This is a genomic window from Robiginitalea rubriflava (assembly GCF_052540725.1).
Window position 1 is genome coordinate 1,524,637 of sequence record NZ_CP199309.1, and the last position, 16,818, is coordinate 1,541,454.

General features: G+C 47.1%; 16 protein-coding genes. 5 read left to right on the forward strand and 11 right to left on the reverse strand.

What is annotated here, in order from left to right:
* Positions 1–2 precede the first annotated feature (2 nt).
* The 4 genes from ACT6NU_RS06985 to ACT6NU_RS07000 all read right to left on the reverse strand — a co-directional run bounded on the left by ACT6NU_RS06985 (position 3) and on the right by ACT6NU_RS07000 (position 4,599).
* Positions 3–1,004: a vWA domain-containing protein gene (locus tag ACT6NU_RS06985; RefSeq protein WP_445383746.1), complete on the reverse strand. Its 1,002-nt coding sequence runs from the start codon at positions 1,002–1,004 to the stop codon at positions 3–5.
* Positions 1,001–2,656: a hypothetical protein gene (locus ACT6NU_RS06990; protein WP_445383747.1), complete on the reverse strand. Its 1,656-nt coding sequence runs from the start codon at positions 2,654–2,656 to the stop codon at positions 1,001–1,003. The genes ACT6NU_RS06985 and ACT6NU_RS06990 overlap by 4 nt, the downstream gene beginning before the upstream one ends.
* A 7-nt stretch (positions 2,657–2,663) precedes the next feature.
* Positions 2,664–3,530, reverse strand: coding sequence for a DUF58 domain-containing protein (locus ACT6NU_RS06995; protein WP_445383748.1), 867 nt, complete (start codon positions 3,528–3,530; stop codon positions 2,664–2,666).
* Positions 3,531–3,597: 67 nt separating this feature from the next.
* Entirely contained in the window at positions 3,598–4,599 is a 1,002-nt protein-coding gene (locus ACT6NU_RS07000; protein ID WP_445383749.1) for an AAA family ATPase, read from the reverse strand.
* A 160-nt stretch (positions 4,600–4,759) separates the two neighbouring features.
* Between ACT6NU_RS07000 and ACT6NU_RS07005 the strand changes: the two genes are divergently transcribed.
* The 3 genes from ACT6NU_RS07005 to ACT6NU_RS07015 are packed head-to-tail and all read left to right on the forward strand — an operon-like array spanning position 4,760 to position 7,530.
* The gene (locus ACT6NU_RS07005; RefSeq protein ID WP_445383750.1) at positions 4,760–5,635 is read left to right on the forward strand and encodes an aldo/keto reductase; all 876 of its coding nucleotides are present in this window, start codon (positions 4,760–4,762) and stop codon (positions 5,633–5,635) included.
* A gap of 12 nt (positions 5,636–5,647) precedes the next feature.
* Positions 5,648–6,397: an SDR family NAD(P)-dependent oxidoreductase gene (locus ACT6NU_RS07010; protein WP_445383751.1), complete on the forward strand. Its 750-nt coding sequence runs from the start codon at positions 5,648–5,650 to the stop codon at positions 6,395–6,397.
* Entirely contained in the window at positions 6,394–7,530 is a 1,137-nt protein-coding gene (locus tag ACT6NU_RS07015; RefSeq protein WP_445383752.1) for an ATP-binding protein, read from the forward strand. The genes ACT6NU_RS07010 and ACT6NU_RS07015 overlap by 4 nt, the downstream gene beginning before the upstream one ends.
* Here the strand turns inward: ACT6NU_RS07015 and ACT6NU_RS07020 are convergent.
* The gene (locus tag ACT6NU_RS07020) at positions 7,527–9,467 is read right to left on the reverse strand and encodes an alpha-amylase family protein (protein ID WP_445383753.1); all 1,941 of its coding nucleotides are present in this window, start codon (positions 9,465–9,467) and stop codon (positions 7,527–7,529) included. The genes ACT6NU_RS07015 and ACT6NU_RS07020 overlap by 4 nt on opposite strands.
* Positions 9,464–10,417, reverse strand: coding sequence for a carbohydrate kinase family protein (locus ACT6NU_RS07025; RefSeq protein WP_445383754.1), 954 nt, complete (start codon positions 10,415–10,417; stop codon positions 9,464–9,466). The genes ACT6NU_RS07020 and ACT6NU_RS07025 overlap by 4 nt, the downstream gene beginning before the upstream one ends.
* Before the next feature lie 262 nt (positions 10,418–10,679).
* Here ACT6NU_RS07025 and ACT6NU_RS07030 point away from each other — a divergent pair, with 262 nt between their 5' ends.
* Together ACT6NU_RS07030 and ACT6NU_RS07035 are read left to right on the forward strand one after the other, a co-directional pair.
* Positions 10,680–11,408, forward strand: a complete 729-nt coding sequence (locus ACT6NU_RS07030; protein WP_445383755.1) for a metallophosphoesterase — start codon at positions 10,680–10,682, stop codon at positions 11,406–11,408.
* 60 nt (positions 11,409–11,468) lie between these two features.
* Positions 11,469–12,458, forward strand: a complete 990-nt coding sequence (locus tag ACT6NU_RS07035) for an acyl-ACP desaturase (RefSeq protein WP_445383756.1) — start codon at positions 11,469–11,471, stop codon at positions 12,456–12,458.
* A 19-nt stretch (positions 12,459–12,477) separates the two neighbouring features.
* Here the strand turns inward: ACT6NU_RS07035 and ACT6NU_RS07040 are convergent, their stop codons facing one another.
* From ACT6NU_RS07040 to ACT6NU_RS07060, 5 genes are all read right to left on the reverse strand, one after another.
* On the reverse strand, positions 12,478–12,999 hold the full coding sequence (locus ACT6NU_RS07040) for a hypothetical protein (RefSeq protein ID WP_445383757.1): 522 nt from the start codon (positions 12,997–12,999) through the stop codon (positions 12,478–12,480).
* A gap of 519 nt (positions 13,000–13,518) precedes the next feature.
* Positions 13,519–15,072, reverse strand: coding sequence for an L-piperidine-6-carboxylate dehydrogenase (gene amaB, locus ACT6NU_RS07045; protein WP_445383758.1), 1,554 nt, complete (start codon positions 15,070–15,072; stop codon positions 13,519–13,521).
* 88 nt (positions 15,073–15,160) lie between these two features.
* The gene (locus ACT6NU_RS07050) at positions 15,161–15,535 is read right to left on the reverse strand and encodes a DUF1304 domain-containing protein (RefSeq protein ID WP_445383759.1); all 375 of its coding nucleotides are present in this window, start codon (positions 15,533–15,535) and stop codon (positions 15,161–15,163) included.
* A 2-nt stretch (positions 15,536–15,537) separates the two neighbouring features.
* Positions 15,538–16,083, reverse strand: coding sequence for a 3-hydroxyanthranilate 3,4-dioxygenase (locus ACT6NU_RS07055; RefSeq protein WP_445383760.1), 546 nt, complete (start codon positions 16,081–16,083; stop codon positions 15,538–15,540).
* 118 nt (positions 16,084–16,201) lie between these two features.
* Positions 16,202–16,681 (reverse strand): CAP domain-containing protein, encoded by a 480-nt coding sequence (locus ACT6NU_RS07060; RefSeq protein WP_445383761.1) that lies wholly within the window; start codon positions 16,679–16,681, stop codon positions 16,202–16,204.
* Between the last annotated feature and the right edge of the window lie 137 nt (positions 16,682–16,818).

A 16,818-nucleotide genomic window follows, 5' to 3' on the forward strand; every position in this document is an offset into this window, starting at 1 on the left:
CCTTATATAAAACTTCTGAATAGGGTTAACCTGAAGATCCATTCCAGTAAAAGCAGGCCTCCTGCCAACAATATCCAGGGCCTGAATTTTTCTTCGTACCGGTAGTACTTGAATTCCTCAATCTCCGTTTTTTCCAATTTGTTGATCTCCTCGTAAATTTCCTCCAGGCTGTCATTGTCCGTTGCCCTGAAATATTGCCCCCCGGTTGCGTCGGCGATGTCCTGCAGCAATTCCTCATCTATCTCTACCTGCCGCATCCCGTAGCGAAAAGAGCCGTCGGCATTGTATCCAATTGGGGAAAGAGCATTCCCGTTTGTGCCCAGGCCAATGGTATACGTTTTAATACCGTATTCCAGCGCCAGGTCTGCTGCCGTTTGGGGCTCTATAAAGCCAGCGTTGTTTACCCCGTCTGTCAGCAGTATGATTACCTTAGAGATCGCCTTGCTTTCTTTCAGGCGGTTTACCGAGGTAGCGAGGCCCATCCCAATGGCCGTGCCATCGCTAAGTTGCCCATAGGAAATCTCTTTCAGGGCATTTTGCACAATTGCTTTGTCGCTGGTTATAGGGGTTTTGGTATAACTTTCTCCTGCATAAACCACCAGGCCTATACGGTCGTTGGGCCTTTTTCCGATAAAATCAGAAGCTACTTCCTTAAGGGCCGAAAGCCGGTTGGGTTTCAGGTCTCTGGCCAGCATACTGGAGGAAACGTCTATAGCCATCACGATGTCTATTCCCTTGGTCGTTTTGGTACGGGTGGAGATGTCTTCGGTCTGCGGCCTGGCCATTGCAGTAATGATTGCCGCCAATGCCAGTAGTCTGAGCGCCAGGCTTAGCGGCCTCAGCCTCGAGAGCAGGGTAGGAGCGGAAAAGCCTTTTGTGCTCGAAATCTTCAGGGAAGCCCCCTGTTTATTCCTTTTAAAAAAGAACCATAGCAAGGCAACCGGAAGCAGGAGCAGCAACCAGAAAAACTCGGGGTTTGCAAATTGTATATCACTGCCTATCATACGGTGGTTTTAACTTCTATGGTTTTTAGGATACGATCCACGATTTCTTCTGCATAGGCATCCCCTTCCTCCCAGGAAATAACCAGTTCCTGTAAAAATCCGTTACCGCCGAACATCAGGATGGTGTAAGCCCCGTCTACACGCCTGGAGGATTCCGGGACCGGGAAATCTCCTCTGCCGTAGATCTTGATTCCTTTTACGCCTGAAACAGTTGTAAATGTTTCCTGCTTGGTAATAATATTTCGTGCGCCCTTTTCTTCAAAACCTTTGAGAATTTGCTCAATGGACCCTTCAAAATCGGGTTCAGCATCATTCTTGTTAAATAGGGTGGAAGAAGCGGCAATTGAAAGTTTGGCATCCGGGTTGTTGTAGATAAAGGCATCGATCTCCTTGACAGCCTCCCGGGCCTCCGGCGGGAGATTTACGTCCTTGCGATAAAGTACTTCCGGGGTTTCCAGTATTACCGGAGGATATCCGTAGGAACTCGCCACCCACTCCCCTTCCAGAAGCGATTTACTGGGATTTCCCAGCAGCGTGTCTTTCACACTGGCGAAACCGAAATAGGCAATGGATGATATCAGAGCAATAAACAGCAAACCTGCCAGGGAAGCAAATGCCAACCGTATTTTTTTACGTTTCTTCTGGATTTTCAGGGCTTCAAGATATTCAGCCTGCTGCATCAATTCTTCTTCTGTAGGTTCCGGAATGGCCTCCTTGGTTTTAACCACAATAGATTCCACTACCAGCCTGTCCTGCTCTGCCTGGCTCACTTCAGGTTTGGATTTGGCAAATTTTACCAGGTCTGCCGTCTCCAGGATTTTCCTGAATTGATTCAGGGTATCCGGCTCCAGGCGCAATTGCCCGGCATCTTTCAGCAGTTCCAATTTTAGAATGAGTTCTGAAGTGGTGCTTTCCAACGCACTCACGTGTACTTCTTCCTCCAGATAGGACCTGACGATATCGGTTAGCTCAGTATAATATTGTTTGAATTCATCCTGGATCAGGTACCTGGAGGTTTCCAGTCGTTTTAATTCCAGCATGGCCCTTTCAAAAGGCGGTAAAAGCGCTTCCTCTTCTTCAGCGCTGAGCGGTTTTTTGCGAATAAAATACCAATAAACCGCAATTCCTGCCAGCAATAGTCCCAACAGGATCCACCCAAGGGTTCGCAGCCAGGACAGGGGGTCGCGGTCCACCCCTATCAGGGGCTTGATATCGTACATCTTCTGCTTTACAGTATCAACCGGAACAGTGGCTACTGAAATCAGCAGGGAGTCCGTAAAATACCCCTTGCCATCAACTTCTATACGCTGTGTTGGAAGTAAGTAGGCACCCGAATCGAACTGGGTCAGGGCATAGGTTTTTTCAAGCAGAATACGGTCGGCCTTACGGGTGGTGTCCGTTTTAAAAGCCTCAACAGTTTCCAGGGGTGAAAAGGTCTGCCCCTCCGGGAAAAAGACCACAGAAGACGAATCGGTTTCTACCCGTACCCTAAACCGGATCTGCTCTCCAATTCGAATGGAAGTAGTGTCCACTGAAGTGCTGATCTCCGGTTGGGATTGCCCCTGCAGGTTCAGGCCAGCAAATAGCAGGGAAGCCCCGGCTATGATATGGCATAGCTTTGTGACTATTCTTTTCCGAGATGTAGCGCTCATCTTCACTTTAAGCCCTGTGTTTAAAATATCCCAATAGCTTTTTCACATAACTTTCATCTACCCTGCAATCCAAATGCCCGCATCCGGCACGTTTAAAAGTCTCGCGAAAATAATCAAGTCGTTCTGTGTAGTAACTGGCGTACCGCTGCCTGACTTTTTTTGACTGGGTATTGACAAGTCGGATTTTTCCGGTCTCTGCATCCTGCATATATACCATTCCCAGGTTCGGGATTTCGGTTTCCATGGGGTCGTAAATACGTATACCCGTGAGGTCGTGTTTTTTCCCGGTAATCTTCAGGGTTTGCTCGTAATCCTCTGCAATAAAATCTGATAGCACAAAAACGATGGATTTCTTCTTGAGCACATTGGACAGGAATTTCAGTGCCTGTGAAAGGTCTGTTTTATGGCTTTGGGGTTCAAACTCCAGTAATTCGCGGATTATCCTCAGCACATGGCTTTTTCCTTTTTTTGGCGGGATAAATAATTCCACCTGGTCCGAAAAGAGGATCAAACCTGCCTTGTCATTGTTCTGAAGGGCTGAAAACGCAAGCGTTGCTGATATTTCGGTAAGCACCTCCCTTTTAAACTGATCCACAGTGCCAAAAAACTCCGAACCACTCACATCTACCATCAGCATCATGGTGAGCTCGCGTTCCTCCTCAAATACCTTAACATAGGGTTCGTTGGTTCGGGCCGTAACATTCCAGTCAATACTCCTTACGTCATCCCCGTACTGATATTGCCGGACTTCGCTAAAGGTCATACCCCTCCCCTTAAAGGTGGAGTGATACTCTCCACCAAAGATGTGATCGGAAAGACGCCGGGTCTTAATCTCGATCTTTCGGACTTTTTTTAATAATTCTTTGGTATCCATGAGGGTTCAAGGGGTGTTGTTCGAAAATATGGCAAAAGCAAATGGCTGTTGCTACCCGGTTTGAACGTTATGGTACTTCAACCTCATTAACAATCCTGTTAATGATGTCTTCAGAAGACACGTTTTCTGCTTCTGCCTCGTAGGTAATCCCTATCCTGTGGCGGAGTACATCATGTACAATTGCCCGTACATCTTCAGGCACCACATAGCCGCGCCTTTTGATGAAGGCGTAACACTTAGCAGCGATGGCCATATTAATACTTCCCCGAGGAGAGGCCCCAAAGCTGATCAGGGGCTTCAAATCGGCCAGGTTGTATTTTTCAGGGTATCGGGTGGCAAAAACGATATCGAGAATATATTTTTCAATTTTCTCATCCATGTAGACCTCCCGTACGGCTTGCTGGGCATCCAGAATTTGCTTTAAGGAGATCACCGGTTTAATTTCTGCCAGATCCCCTTTAAGGTTTTGACGAATGATGAGCTGCTCTTCATTCATCCGCGGGTAATCGATTACCGTTTTCAGCATAAAGCGGTCTACCTGGGCTTCCGGTAGCGGATAGGTCCCTTCCTGTTCTACCGGGTTCTGGGTAGCCATTACCAGGAAAGGTTTGTCCAAAGGGAAGGTCTCGTCCCCGATGGTTACCTGGCGTTCCTGCATGGCTTCCAGCAGGGCTGATTGTACCTTTGCCGGTGCCCGGTTAATTTCATCTGCCAGGACAAAATTGGCGAATACGGGTCCCTTCTTGATAGAAAAGTCGTTTTCTTTGATATTGTAGATAAGTGTCCCTATCACATCGGCAGGCAGCAGGTCCGGGGTGAACTGTATCCGTGAAAAACTTCCTTTCACTGCCTTTGCCAGGGTATTAATCGCCAGGGTTTTTGCCAGGCCGGGAACCCCTTCCAGCAAAATATGTCCCTGACCAAGGAGGCCAATCAAAAGCCTTTCCACCATATGCCTCTGGCCAACGATGGCCTTGTCCATTTCTTTCTTTAGCAAATCGATAAAAGCGCTCTCCTGGGCAATCTTTTCATTCACCGCGCTGATATCCACCGTGTTTGTCTCTTCCATAAAATGGGTTTAGTAATTGTTTTTCAATATGTTGGTTTTGTTGCAACACGCAAATTGAAAATTTATTTAGTGATTGCCTGTTAACGATTGGTTAAAAAATCCCGAAAACCCTAAGTTTTATGATGCTTTTAAGGGATTTTCTTACTACTTTAAGCACCCTATGAAGAGCACTGTAAACTATTCGAGAATTATCGCCGGAACGATGACCTGGGGTGACTGGGGAAAGCAGTTTAACAGCAGCGAGATGGCCCGGATGATGAACTTTTGTCTGGAACTGGGAATTTCCACCTTTGATCATGCAGATATCTACGGCGGCTATACCACGGAAGCAGACTTTGGTAAGGCATTTTCGGGCTCTGGTATTTCCAGGGAGGATATACAACTGATCAGTAAATGCGGCATCCAAAACCCCTGTGAAAACCGCAAAATAGAGGTTAAGCATTATGAATACAGCAGTGAATACATTATCCGCTCTGCGGAGGCCAGCCTGAAGAACCTCCGAACGGACTATCTTGACTTATTGCTGCTGCACCGCCCCAGCCCGATGATGCACCCTGAAGCGGTTGCCCGGGCCTTTGAGTCTCTGAAATCAGACGGAAAAGTACGGGAGTTTGGGGTGTCTAATTTTACGCCTTCGCAAATACGCCTTATCGAATCGGAAACGAACCTTTGTGCAAACCAGTTTGAATGTTCGCTTACCGCTTATAATGCGCTGTTCGATGGCGTTTTGGATGATTGTATAATTGGGAAGCGGCTGGCAATGGCCTGGAGCCCACTTGGGAGTTACTATAGGGAAGAAAATGAGCAAAACAGCAGGATTCGCAAATGTCTGGCCGATTTGGGAAAGAAGTATGAGGCTAGCGAAAGCCAGTTGTTGCTTGCCTGGTTATTGCAGCATCCTGCGAAAATATACCCTGTGATAGGGACTGCAACCAGGAAGCGGATAGAGGAGTCTCTTAAAGCCCTGGAACTGAATTTGAAACTGGAAGATTGGTTTGCAATGCTTGTGGCCAGCCAGGGCCACAAGGTTCCATAAAATTGAATACCCATGAAAAAAACTGCATTTATAACCGGAGCCACCAGCGGAATTGGCAGGGCCACCGCCATTTTGTTGTCTCAAAAGGGTTATCAGATTATCGCATGCGGGCGCCGTAAAGAACGCCTGAAACAATTAGAGGAGGAATTAAAGACCCCGGTCTTCCCCTTGCTGTTTGATGTTCGCAACAGGGAAGCCGTAGCCGATGCTGTAGCTTCCCTTCCCGAGGCCTTTCGCAATATTGAAGTATTGGTAAATAACGCAGGCAATGCACACGGGCTCGATCCGATACAATCCGGGAACCCGGACGACTGGGACGCCATGATCGACATTAACGTAAAGGGCTTGCTGTATGTTACAAGGGCAGTCCTCCCGATTTTTATCGAAAACAAAAAAGGGCAGATCATCAATATTGGTTCTACTGCAGGGAAAGAGGTATATCCCAGAGGAAATGTTTACTGCGCCAGCAAGTATGCTGTAGATGCCATCAATCAGGGGCTTCGGATAGACCTGAACGAACACGGGATCCGGGTTGGCGCCATAAACCCGGGGCTGGTTGAAACAGAGTTCAGCGATGTGCGTTTTAAAGGCGATCGAGACAAAGCAGTAAAGGTTTACCAGGGGTATCAGCCCCTGAAACCGGAGGATATAGCCGAAATTATCTATTTTGCCATTAGCCGGCCGCCACATGTAAATATTGCAGACCTGGTTGTAATGCCTACAGCACAGGCCAGCAGCACCATTGTTCGAAAGGAGCTATGATTAATAAGCGTTTGCTCATAAAAAACCTGCTCGCCCACAACGACGAGAACAGCTTTTACGACAAAAAACGCTTTATCGACATCGGTCAGAGGGAAGGGAAGGCAAAATTCCTGAAACACGTATGCGCCCTTGCCAATAGCAATCCTTACAATCGGTCGTACATCGTAATCGGGGTGGAAGATGAAGACAATGAAATCATCGGAGTGGATTTTTTTGATGACAGCAAGATCCAGAACCTGGTGAATGCCTATCTGGAAAACCCGCCTATCATTTCATATGAAAATGTCTTGTTTCCGCATTTGCCGGAGGGCAAGGTTGTTGGCCTGGTGACGATCTCCTCTGCAGCGAAGATTTGTTCCCTCAGGAAGAACATTTGGAAATACTACGGGGGGGCGGTATTCTTCAGGGAAGGCAGCATCAGCATGCCCAAAAACTTTGACCTTGAACTGAAAGACCTCAATTCAAAGACAGTCTCAGAAATTGAACGGCATGCGCGCAATAGTATTGAGCTTACCCTGGATGGGGTTATCGATTTTATCAATTACCGACACAAAGACCTTTACACAGATTACAAGGTCTTTAAGGAACAGTTTGTGGTTTGCTGGGCAGGCCATCGTAAAAAAGTTCAGGACCATTACTATTACTCACGGGTGGATATAGAATTGATTAACGAACAGGTTAAACTATTTTACTCGACCCTGGATGAGGTTTCCATCAGTTACAATGAAGATTCCTATGCCATCACGGAGTACGTTTATCTAGGGCTGGGGGATCAGAAGAAATACTATCCGCTGGAAGAAGTTTCCATACAATTTGCAGAAAACGGGACCTATCAGATCCACGGTCAGCTTGTTTTTGAACCTCCTCAATACGATAAAAAAACGCTGCACCATATCCTCAATGCCAATAAAGCGCTCCTTAAAAAATTACAGCAATCCAGTAGTCTGAGCGGCAGGGAATCGGCAGATTTACTGCAATTTCCGGCTACGCTTCTCATCTGTTACCTCAATGGTTTTGAGGAAGCCGGGGAGCTGATGCAATTAAGCCGCAAGTGGCTTAAAAAGAGCAGTCTTCCCGCTTATAATTCCCTTAAAGAAGCCCTTAGGGTCTTGAGAAAGGTTCGCTATAGCTAAACCTTTAAAAGCCACAGTAAATCGTAAGGGGCAACCTCCAGCAATCCGCTCTTCAAATCCAGGGTTTTACCATTTACCAGGTTATTATTTCCCTTTTTATTGAGATAACCCAGGCTTTCCAGCCAGGAAGCATTCAGGACCTGAGGATTTTCATCAAAATTCCCCACCAGCAGTAGTCCTGCCCCTCCCTCTGAGTGTCGTTCAAAAACCAGCAGGTGCTCGTTCCCGGGATCTAAAAGCCGGAGGTTGCCGGTATCGTTGAGTACGTCAATTTTCTTTCTAAGGGCTATGAGCTTTTTTAACTTCTGGAATACCCTGGAGGAAGGCAAGCTTCTCTTCCGAAGATTGGACACAGCTTCCCAATTATGTACGGGCCGGTTAACCCAGCGGCTGTCTTCTGCTTTGGCCGGGTCTGTCAGGTAGGAGTAATCATTAAGCATTGCAATTTCGTCTCCGGCATATACCAGGGGGATTCCCGGGAAAGCCAGGATGCTGCCATAGAGCAAGATTATCTTGTCAAGGGCCTCATCAATACCCTTACTGTCTTTTTGTTCCAAAGCTTTTTCAAGGCCCAGGAGGGAGGCAGTGCTACCGGTAATCCGCCCATCGCCTGTAAGTGGGTTATACATAAACACCGCTCCTTTGGCCGGGGACCATTCCAGCCGCTGGCAATAATAATCCAGCAGGAAGCGGCGGTGGTCGCCTGGGTTCCATCCCAGTTCGGCAATATTACGATCATCAAATCCCAGACCGATATCATCATGGCAGCGGACATAATTAACCCAGGTACACATTTTAGGCTTGGCCGGGATGGTTTCAAGGCTGCGGTAAAGTAGCTTTGTTTTTTTGGTGGCAATGGAGTCCCAAAGGCAGGCCATATAGGTGGCATTATAGGCTAACTCACATTCATTGCCCTGGTAGATCCCTTCCCCGAAATACCGTACGATTTGCCGGGGAGATACAATGGCTTCCGCAAGGATAACCGCCCCCGGGGCAACAACCTGTAAACACATGCGAAACAGGGATATGAGCCGATGTGCCTCAGGGAGGTTCTGGGAATCGGTCCCAATGCGTTTCCAGAGAAAGGCAAGGGCATCAAACCTGATAACATCCACCCCTCTGTTGGATAGCTCCACCAGGTTTTCGAGCATAGCCATAAACACCTTTGGGTTGGTGTAATTTAAATCCCACTGATAGTGGTTAAAAACGGTCATTACCCAGCGCTGCATATCCTCATCGTAGGTAAAATTCCTGGGGGAGGTTTCCGGGAAAACTTCGGGCAGGCTCGCTTCAAACAAATCCGGAATAGTTCGGTCTGTATAGGTATAGTAGTATTGCTGAAACTCCGGGTTGCCGTTTTTGGCACTGAGGGCCCAGGGGTATTCATCGGAAGTATGGTTAACGACAAAATCCAGCATCAGGCAAATGCCCTTTTCCCTGAACTTTTTGGTGAGACGGGTCAGGTCTGCATCCGTACCGAATACAGGGTCTATTTCGGTATAGCTGTTTACGGCATACCCTCCGTCATTTTGTCCTTTGGGCCTTTTGGTCAGTGGCATCAGGTGCAGGAAGTTTATCCCTAACTTTTCCAGGTAGGGTAATTTTTCCTCAAGGCCTTTTAAATCCCCGCAGAACCGGTCTACATACAACTGCATCCCAATCCATTGCCCCCTTTGATACCAATTTCCTTCCCCAAGGCGCTGTAAATCCTGGAATTTGAGGTCTTCCGGGCGCCTTTCAAACAATTTTGTCATTAAGGCCAGCAATTCCTCAAAAGCCATTCCGTAGGTCTGATTCGGATAAAGAGAGAAAAAAAGATCCTGTATCAGGCTGAGGTTGGCGGCAAGCCTTTTTTCGAAAAGCGGTAAAAGGTCTTCCTTTTTTGGGTTCTCAAGCCTTTTGCCTCCCAACAATTTGTGTATGGCAGTCTGATTCATTCGAAGGCCTGGTTTATTTGTTCCTGATCCGGCAGGGATTCAATTGCACCGTATTGTGTGGTGGTGAGCGCGCCTGCAATGTTTGCTTTGTAAACCATCTCAGCCAATAAATCAAATTCCCTTTCCAGTTGCATAGGTTGTTCCTGTTGCGCGATCTGTTGCAACAGGCATCCGATAAAAGCATCTCCTGCCCCGGTGGTGTCTACCGGATTTACTGCAATACTGGGAATAACCTTTTGCCGGTTACCCGTACTGAGAAAGGTCCCCTCACCTCCCAGTGTAACGACAATCACCTCTGTGCCCATCTCATGAAGCTTTTTACATGCGGCTTCCATATCCGTTTCTCCACTCAACAAAATGGCCTCTTCCAGGCTGAATTTACAGAGCTTGGATTTCTCGACATAGGGGATACATTTTTTTATAAAGCTCTCCTGCTTATTCTTCCAGAGGTCCAGGCGAAAGTTGGGGTCAAAACTGATAAAGGCTCCTTCCGTTAATGCGTCAAAGAAGAAATGGCCATATGCAGATTCCAGCGGGCCACCTAACAGGGAGGTTGCTGCACCCAGGTGCACCATATTGCCTTTGAATCCTTTTTTGATCTCAGTTGTGTATTTCAATTCCCGGTCTGCTCCCCTGCTAAAGACGAAATCCCTTTCGCCATCCTCAGCCAGCGACACAAAAGCCAGGGTAGTAAAAGTTTCGGTTCGCTGTAAGTGGCGAATATCTACCCTGGCCTTTTTAAGCGTATCTTCCAGAAACTGACCGAAAGGATCTGCTCCCACACAGCCTACAAACAGACTGGAGCCCCCCAATTTTGCAATTGCACAGGCTACATTTGCCGGAGCCCCTCCTGCTTTTTTGGTGAACTCCTTTGCCCTGGAGAGGTCGCTTCCCTGATTTTCAGCAACAAAGTCTATGAGCAGTTCTCCGATACAGTAAATATTCTTCATCTTAACCTGTTTAATAATCTTTCGGTTGCTTGGGCAATACTTAAGATAAATATAAGGGTTCTATAAGGCTGGATTAAGTAATTGCAGTTGAAAAGTAAACAGAAATGTACATACAGGCCAGAAATTATGAAGATATCTCGGTATTGCCATCTTGACTTACAGATCAGACAGGCTGGGCTAATTATTGTGATTGGCAACCAACTTTTAATGGAAGAAGGTATCTGCGTTTTTTTCTCATGCCGATAATTCCGAATTTTGGAACATGCGGAAATTGGTAGTGGGAGACATTCATGGAGGTTTGCGGGCACTGAAAGAAGTGCTTGGGGCTGTTGATTCCACCAACAAGAATTTCTTTATTTTCCTGGGCGATTATGTAGACGGTTGGAGTGAGGCTGCAGAAACCATTGACTTCCTGCTCGGATTTAAGAAGGAGAACAGGTGCCTTTTTTTAAGGGGAAACCACGATGACCTCTGCCTGCAATGGCTCAGAGACGGGATGGATAACCCTTTATGGTTGCAATCTGGGGGGCTGGCTACCCAGCAGTCTTACAAGGGGGTTAACGGGCAGACCCGCCAGGAGCATATTTCCTTTCTGGAAAGCCTGGAAGATTATTATCTGGACAAGGACCATCGGCTTTACCTGCATGCCGGATTTACAAGTCACAGGGGGGTGGAGCAGGAATATTTTTCAAAAACCTTTTATTGGGACAGGACTTTATGGGAAACTGCTGTATCCCTGAATCCCAATCTTTTGCCGGAAGATGAGCGCTATCCGCAACGCCTGAAGCAATACAGCGAAATATTTATAGGGCACACCCCCGTTACACGCATAGGAAAGCAAGTCCCGACCCGTGCTGCAAATGTCTGGAATATCGATACTGGAGCGGCCTTTAAGGGCCCTTTGAGTATGATGGATGCGGAAAGCAAGCAATTCTGGCAAAGCAGGCCGGTTTACACCTATTACCCCCGGGAAAAGGGGCGAAATGGTTAAATATGCCTTAAACCTTGGGCTTTCAGTGGAATATAGGCGATCTTTATAAAAAATACATTCATGGATAATATGCGGTTGGAAGTAATGCAGGAAGTTGAGCCACGGTTACAAGGCTTTATGGATGAATTTCTGGTTCCTGCAGAAACTATTTGGCAGCCTTCAGATTTTTTACCCGACTCAAGGCAAGAGGGTTTTCTTGATGAGGTTCGGGAAATACAAGGGGCAGCCAAAGAATTGAGTTATGATTTTTGGGTTACCCTTGTTGCCGATACCATTACCGAAGAGGCCTTGCCTACCTATGAGTCCTGGTTGATGGATGTGGAAGGGATCAATCAGCACGGAGAGGGAGCAAACGGCTGGTCTCGTTGGGTAAGGGCCTGGACAGCAGAGGAAAACCGTCATGGGGATTTGCTGAACACCTATCTGTATTTATCAGGACGGGTGAATATGCGGCAGGTAGAGATGTCTACACAGTACCTGATTGCCGATGGTTTTGACATCGGTACCGACCGGGATCCCTACAAAAATTTTATTTATACTACTTTTCAGGAACTGGCCACCTACATTTCACATAAAAGAGTAGGGACCATGGCGAGGAAAGCCGGCAATAAACTTTTGGGGAAGATGTGTACTACCATTGCCGGGGATGAGATGCGGCACCATCTGGCTTATCGCGAATTTGTAAGAGTGATTATGGATTACGACCCCAATGGCATGTTACTGGCTTTCGCAGAAATGATGAAGAAGAAAATCGTTATGCCTGCGCATTTTTTGAGAGAAGCCGGGGAAGAGGCTGGAGCAGCATTTGAACGGTTTTCGATATGCGCCCAAAGACTGGGGGTTTACACTGCAGATGACTATGTAGATATTTTAAGAAAAGTAAGTGCTCATTGGAACATTGATGCACTAAGGGGGCTGTCCGAAGAGGCTGAAAAAGCCAGGGATTACTTGTTAAAGCTTCCGGCAAGATTGGAGCGGGTAGCTCAAAGGATGCCGGTTCCTGCCGATTCTTTTAAATTCGGCTGGGTACAGGCTAACGGGCAGCTTTAAATTTTTCCTCTGTTTTTATTTAGAGTTTACCGTGAAGGTGTTCCTCTTGCCAGCGGGAGAGTTCTTTCCATTTTCCTTCGGCTGCCATCTTAGCCTGCATGGGCCAGGATGCAGGATCGTGTACCCTGAAACGATCACCTCCGGAATCCAGTACTTCCTGGCATTTTGAGACCGTAAGCCCGGATAATGCCTGCCAGGTCTTGATGTCATAATTATGGAACAGCCCTTCAATCTTGGGGCCTATTCCTTCAATAATCTTAAGGTCGTCCTGGGTCACTTTCCTGCCCATGGCTTTTCGTGCTGATACAGGATCGAAGGGAAGTTGTTGGGGCATCCCGGAAATTTCCAAGGCACGACGGCTGTCCATGCAATTTTCCAGTTCTTTTTGCAAAGCGGAATTGGCTTGTTCAAGCGATTGTAATTGACCTTTCAGTGGGGATGCTTTGGTTTTTCGACCAAAAAAATAACCCAGTATACAACCAAAAAGGACTGCAAGGATCAATAAAAGCCAGTAAGCCAGGGGAAGATTTGAAAGATCCATTTTTTTTGATTTTGGGAGGCGGGTACTTTTTGCAGACTGTACCGGACCTCTGTTAGCAAATAAAACCAGGTAAATTCCGGGGAAGGCAAATTAAAAGAACCATAGACGCAGGGTACCTTACAAGGTATTAAAAAACCACTACAAAAGGCTTGATTTTGAGAAGTTTTTAAAGTGCTGAATAGTAACTCCGGAGGCTTTAAGTGCTGTTTTTCAATTCAATCTATTCCAATTATACAATCATACATGCCAGTTGTACAACTTTTTAATTTTGTGTGGAAAGAAAAATTAAATTTAAGTAGAAAAAAAACCTAGATTCTCCCGACTAAGATCCGGCATTGAAAAAGGTTTGAACTATTCTTTTGAGTTAGTTTGGTTAGTTAAAATCCGTCAGATACCTACTAAGCTGTATTGGCGGATTTTTCTTTCCCCTTGCTGCTCTTTTAAAGGTGGTTACACAAAGAAAAGCTCCGGGGCAAACGCGCCGGAGCTTTTGTGTATTTACCCTGCTTGTCTTTCCGATCAGAGATCAAATTTGATTCCCTGTGCCAGGGGCAATTCGGTGGTATAATTTATGGTGTTGGTTTGCCTTCTCATGTAGATCTTCCAGGCATCCGAACCGGATTCGCGTCCCCCTCCGGTTTCTTTTTCTCCTCCAAAGGCACCCCCGATTTCTGCTCCTGAGGTTCCAATGTTGACGTTTGCAATACCGCAATCGCTGCCAGAGGCAGACAGAAATGCTTCGGCTTCCCGCAGGTTATTGGTCATAATGGCCGAGGAGAGTCCCTGATCCACTCCGTTTTGTATGGCAATGGCGTTTTCGACCCCCCCGGAATATTTGAGAAGATAAAGGACCGGCGCAAAAGTTTCCTGCTGAACAATTTTGAAATGGTTTTCAGCCTCGGCAATGGCAGGCTTAACATAGCAGCCACTTTCATAACCTTCTCTGGCTAACACGCCTCCGGGGACGATTAGTTTCCCTCCTTCTTCCACTACTCTGGAAAGCGCATTCTGGTAGGCCTCAACCGCATCTTTGTCAATAAGCGGGCCTACATGGTTGTTTTCGTCCAGAGGGTTTCCTATCCTCAATTGTCCATAGGCCGCCACGATGGCATCCCTGACCTTGTCGTATACCGATTCGTGGATGATCAGCCTTCTTGTTGAAGTACAGCGTTGCCCGCAAGTTCCCACTGCTCCGAAAACGGCTCCGATAACAGTCATCTTTATATCTGCGTCCGGGGTTACGATTATTGCATTGTTACCCCCGAGTTCCAGCAGTGATCTGCCCAATCGGGCGGCAACGGCCTGGGCAACAATTTTCCCCATGCGGATAGAGCCGGTGGCAGAGACCAGCGGAACGCGTTTATCTGCCGTCATCATTTCTCCTACCCGGTAATCACCATTGATCAGGCAGGAAATCCCCTCTGGCAAACCATTATTTTTAAATACCTCGGCAGCAATATGCTGGCAGGCAATACCGCAAAGGGGCGTCTTTTCGGAAGGCTTCCAGATACAGACATCCCCGCAAACCCAGGCCAGGGCGGTATTCCAGCTCCAAACAGCTACCGGGAAGTTAAAGGCTGAAATAATTCCGACAATGCCCAATGGGTGGTATTGTTCATACATGCGATGGCCGGGACGTTCCGAGTGCATGGTAAGCCCGTGCAACTGCCGGGAAAGCCCTACGGCAAAATCGCAGATATCGATCATTTCCTGTACCTCTCCGAGCCCTTCCTGATACGATTTCCCCATTTCGTATGAAACCAGCTTTCCGAGCGGCTCTTTTAATTCGCGAAGCTTCAGCCCAAACCGCCGGACGACCTCTCCCCGCTGCGGGGCTGGCATATTTCTCCAGACTTTATATGCCTCCTGGGCTTTGCTGGCAACCCTTTCATAATCTTCAGGGGTAGTGGTGGTGACCTTCGCAATAAGTGCCCCATCTACAGGAGAGTACGAAGGGATTGCCGGTCCGTTACCAAAGTTTTCCAGGCCTGTAGAGGTTCCCGGGTTTATTTCCTTTATGCCCAGCTGTTCCAAAGCCTGCTCTATACCAAAATCAATCGCGACATCTGCCATTTTATAACTTTTTGCGTTTCTATTGTTAGATTTTCTGCAAAATTACGAATTCTTAAACCTTTAAAGCCTTGATAAAAGAGAAACTTAATCAGCCGAAGAGCTGGTAAATTATGAGCCCGGCGGCCAGCAGGGCGGGAAGGCCCTGCACATAAAATATTTTCCGGGAAGCCGTAATAGCGCCATAAATACCGGCCACACTTACACATAGGGTAAAAAATAGCCCCACGTATAATTTCCATTCCGGGTGCTCGATAAACAGGGTCCAGATAAGCCCGGCTGCCAGGAAACCATTATACAGCCCCTGATTTGCAGCTAACTTTCGGGTAGGTTCAAAAAGGTGCTCCGGAAACTGCCGGAATACTTTTTTACCCCGGGTAGTCCAGGCAAACATTTCCAACCACAGAAAGTAAAGGTGTTCCAGGGCAATAATTATAATAAGGATACTTAAAAGTACACCCCCCATTATCAGTTCTTTTGTTGTGCTGTAAACCTGGGGTCTGCCTCCATTACGGTCCCGCACTGCTCACAGGTCCTCAGGGTTTCTGAATTGTAGAAATGCTCAAAATGTGAGAGGAAATCCTTTTCGATATCCTCCAGTTCAAAATAGGCTTCGTACAGCTTGTGATTACAATTATCGCAATACCATAATAGCCCGTCTTTGACACTGAGGTCTTTTCGCTTGCGTTCAACTACCAGCCCGATAGAACCTTTATGTCTGACCGGGGAATGGGGAACACGCGCAGGGTGCAGGTACATATCGCCTGGGCCCAGTTCGAAACTGCGCTTCTGACCGTCTTCCTGAATGTGTACTTCTATAGTCCCTTCCAGCTGATAGAAGAGTTCCTCAGTTTCATTGTAGTGATAATCCTTGCGGGCATTAGGCCCGGCCACTACCATTACGATATAATCCCCGGCCTCTTTATAGAGGTTTTTATTCCCTACCGGAGGTTTTAATAAGTCACGGTTTTTCTCTATCCACGCATGCAGGTTAAAGGGAGGGGCAATTTTCATATTTATTATTTGAAGGATTAATCAGCAGACTTTTCAGTATTAAAGATAAGAAAAAGCAGCTGTTTTTACCCGGGCAAGGCAGCGGGGATAGTTGAAAAGACAGCAGGGGGTCGGACCCTTACTGCAGGTAAAATAATTGGGTAAAGTAAAGATTGCCGTTTGCATCCTGCTTCACGCTAACCGCAGTATGCGAAAAATCACCTTCCATGGTTTTGCGATGGGCTTCACTGCCGAGCCAGCCTTCCAGGGCCTTTTCTGCAGAGGAGTAATCCTTTGCAACGTTTTCGGCCACAGCCCTGGCGTTCACCTCAGACGTAATTTGCGAAGCTCTGGCGCTGAAATTATGGTGGCTCAGGGTACCGGTGGAAATCATGTAGTCTGTGTGGGCGTTGGCATAATCATAGGCCACTGCGCTAAAAGAAAGGCCTGGGTACCCCAGGGTATTGCGGTGCTGGTTGACCAGCTGCAGTAAGTCGTTTTCGACCGCTACCATATTCACGGCAACGGGAATGTCTTCCTGATTAACCGTTTCTTTTGAACAGGAAAACAGGAGGCACATAAAAACCGCTGTGAATGCAAAGCGCATTCTCTTTTTCATATAGTGTTCTCTCTATATAAGCGGTTAAATGGGGAAAGATTGGAGGCTGAATATTTGTAGAAAATAATCAGGCCTCTAATATAAAGGAATTTAGGCCGATATCCCGATTTTTGGACCAGTTTATTCGATGAAATGCA

Excerpts from the sequence above, each read along its gene's own strand:
- ACT6NU_RS06985 (WP_445383746.1), bottom strand. The coding sequence starts at position 1,004 with ATGATAGGCAGTGATATACAATTTGCAAACCCCGAGTTTTTCTGGTTG.
- ACT6NU_RS06990 (WP_445383747.1), bottom strand. The coding sequence starts at position 2,656 with ATGAGCGCTACATCTCGGAAAAGAATAGTCACAAAGCTATGCCATATC.
- ACT6NU_RS06995 (WP_445383748.1), bottom strand. The coding sequence starts at position 3,530 with ATGGATACCAAAGAATTATTAAAAAAAGTCCGAAAGATCGAGATTAAG.
- ACT6NU_RS07000 (WP_445383749.1), bottom strand. The coding sequence starts at position 4,599 with ATGGAAGAGACAAACACGGTGGATATCAGCGCGGTGAATGAAAAGATT.
- ACT6NU_RS07005 (WP_445383750.1), top strand. The coding sequence starts at position 4,760 with ATGAAGAGCACTGTAAACTATTCGAGAATTATCGCCGGAACGATGACC.
- ACT6NU_RS07010 (WP_445383751.1), top strand. The coding sequence starts at position 5,648 with ATGAAAAAAACTGCATTTATAACCGGAGCCACCAGCGGAATTGGCAGG.
- ACT6NU_RS07015 (WP_445383752.1), top strand. The coding sequence starts at position 6,394 with ATGATTAATAAGCGTTTGCTCATAAAAAACCTGCTCGCCCACAACGAC.
- ACT6NU_RS07020 (WP_445383753.1), bottom strand. The coding sequence starts at position 9,467 with ATGAATCAGACTGCCATACACAAATTGTTGGGAGGCAAAAGGCTTGAG.
- ACT6NU_RS07025 (WP_445383754.1), bottom strand. The coding sequence starts at position 10,417 with ATGAAGAATATTTACTGTATCGGAGAACTGCTCATAGACTTTGTTGCT.
- ACT6NU_RS07030 (WP_445383755.1), top strand. The coding sequence starts at position 10,680 with ATGCGGAAATTGGTAGTGGGAGACATTCATGGAGGTTTGCGGGCACTG.
- ACT6NU_RS07035 (WP_445383756.1), top strand. The coding sequence starts at position 11,469 with ATGGATAATATGCGGTTGGAAGTAATGCAGGAAGTTGAGCCACGGTTA.
- ACT6NU_RS07040 (WP_445383757.1), bottom strand. The coding sequence starts at position 12,999 with ATGGATCTTTCAAATCTTCCCCTGGCTTACTGGCTTTTATTGATCCTT.
- amaB (WP_445383758.1), bottom strand. The coding sequence starts at position 15,072 with ATGGCAGATGTCGCGATTGATTTTGGTATAGAGCAGGCTTTGGAACAG.
- ACT6NU_RS07050 (WP_445383759.1), bottom strand. The coding sequence starts at position 15,535 with ATGGGGGGTGTACTTTTAAGTATCCTTATTATAATTATTGCCCTGGAA.
- ACT6NU_RS07055 (WP_445383760.1), bottom strand. The coding sequence starts at position 16,083 with ATGAAAATTGCCCCTCCCTTTAACCTGCATGCGTGGATAGAGAAAAAC.
- ACT6NU_RS07060 (WP_445383761.1), bottom strand. The coding sequence starts at position 16,681 with ATGAAAAAGAGAATGCGCTTTGCATTCACAGCGGTTTTTATGTGCCTC.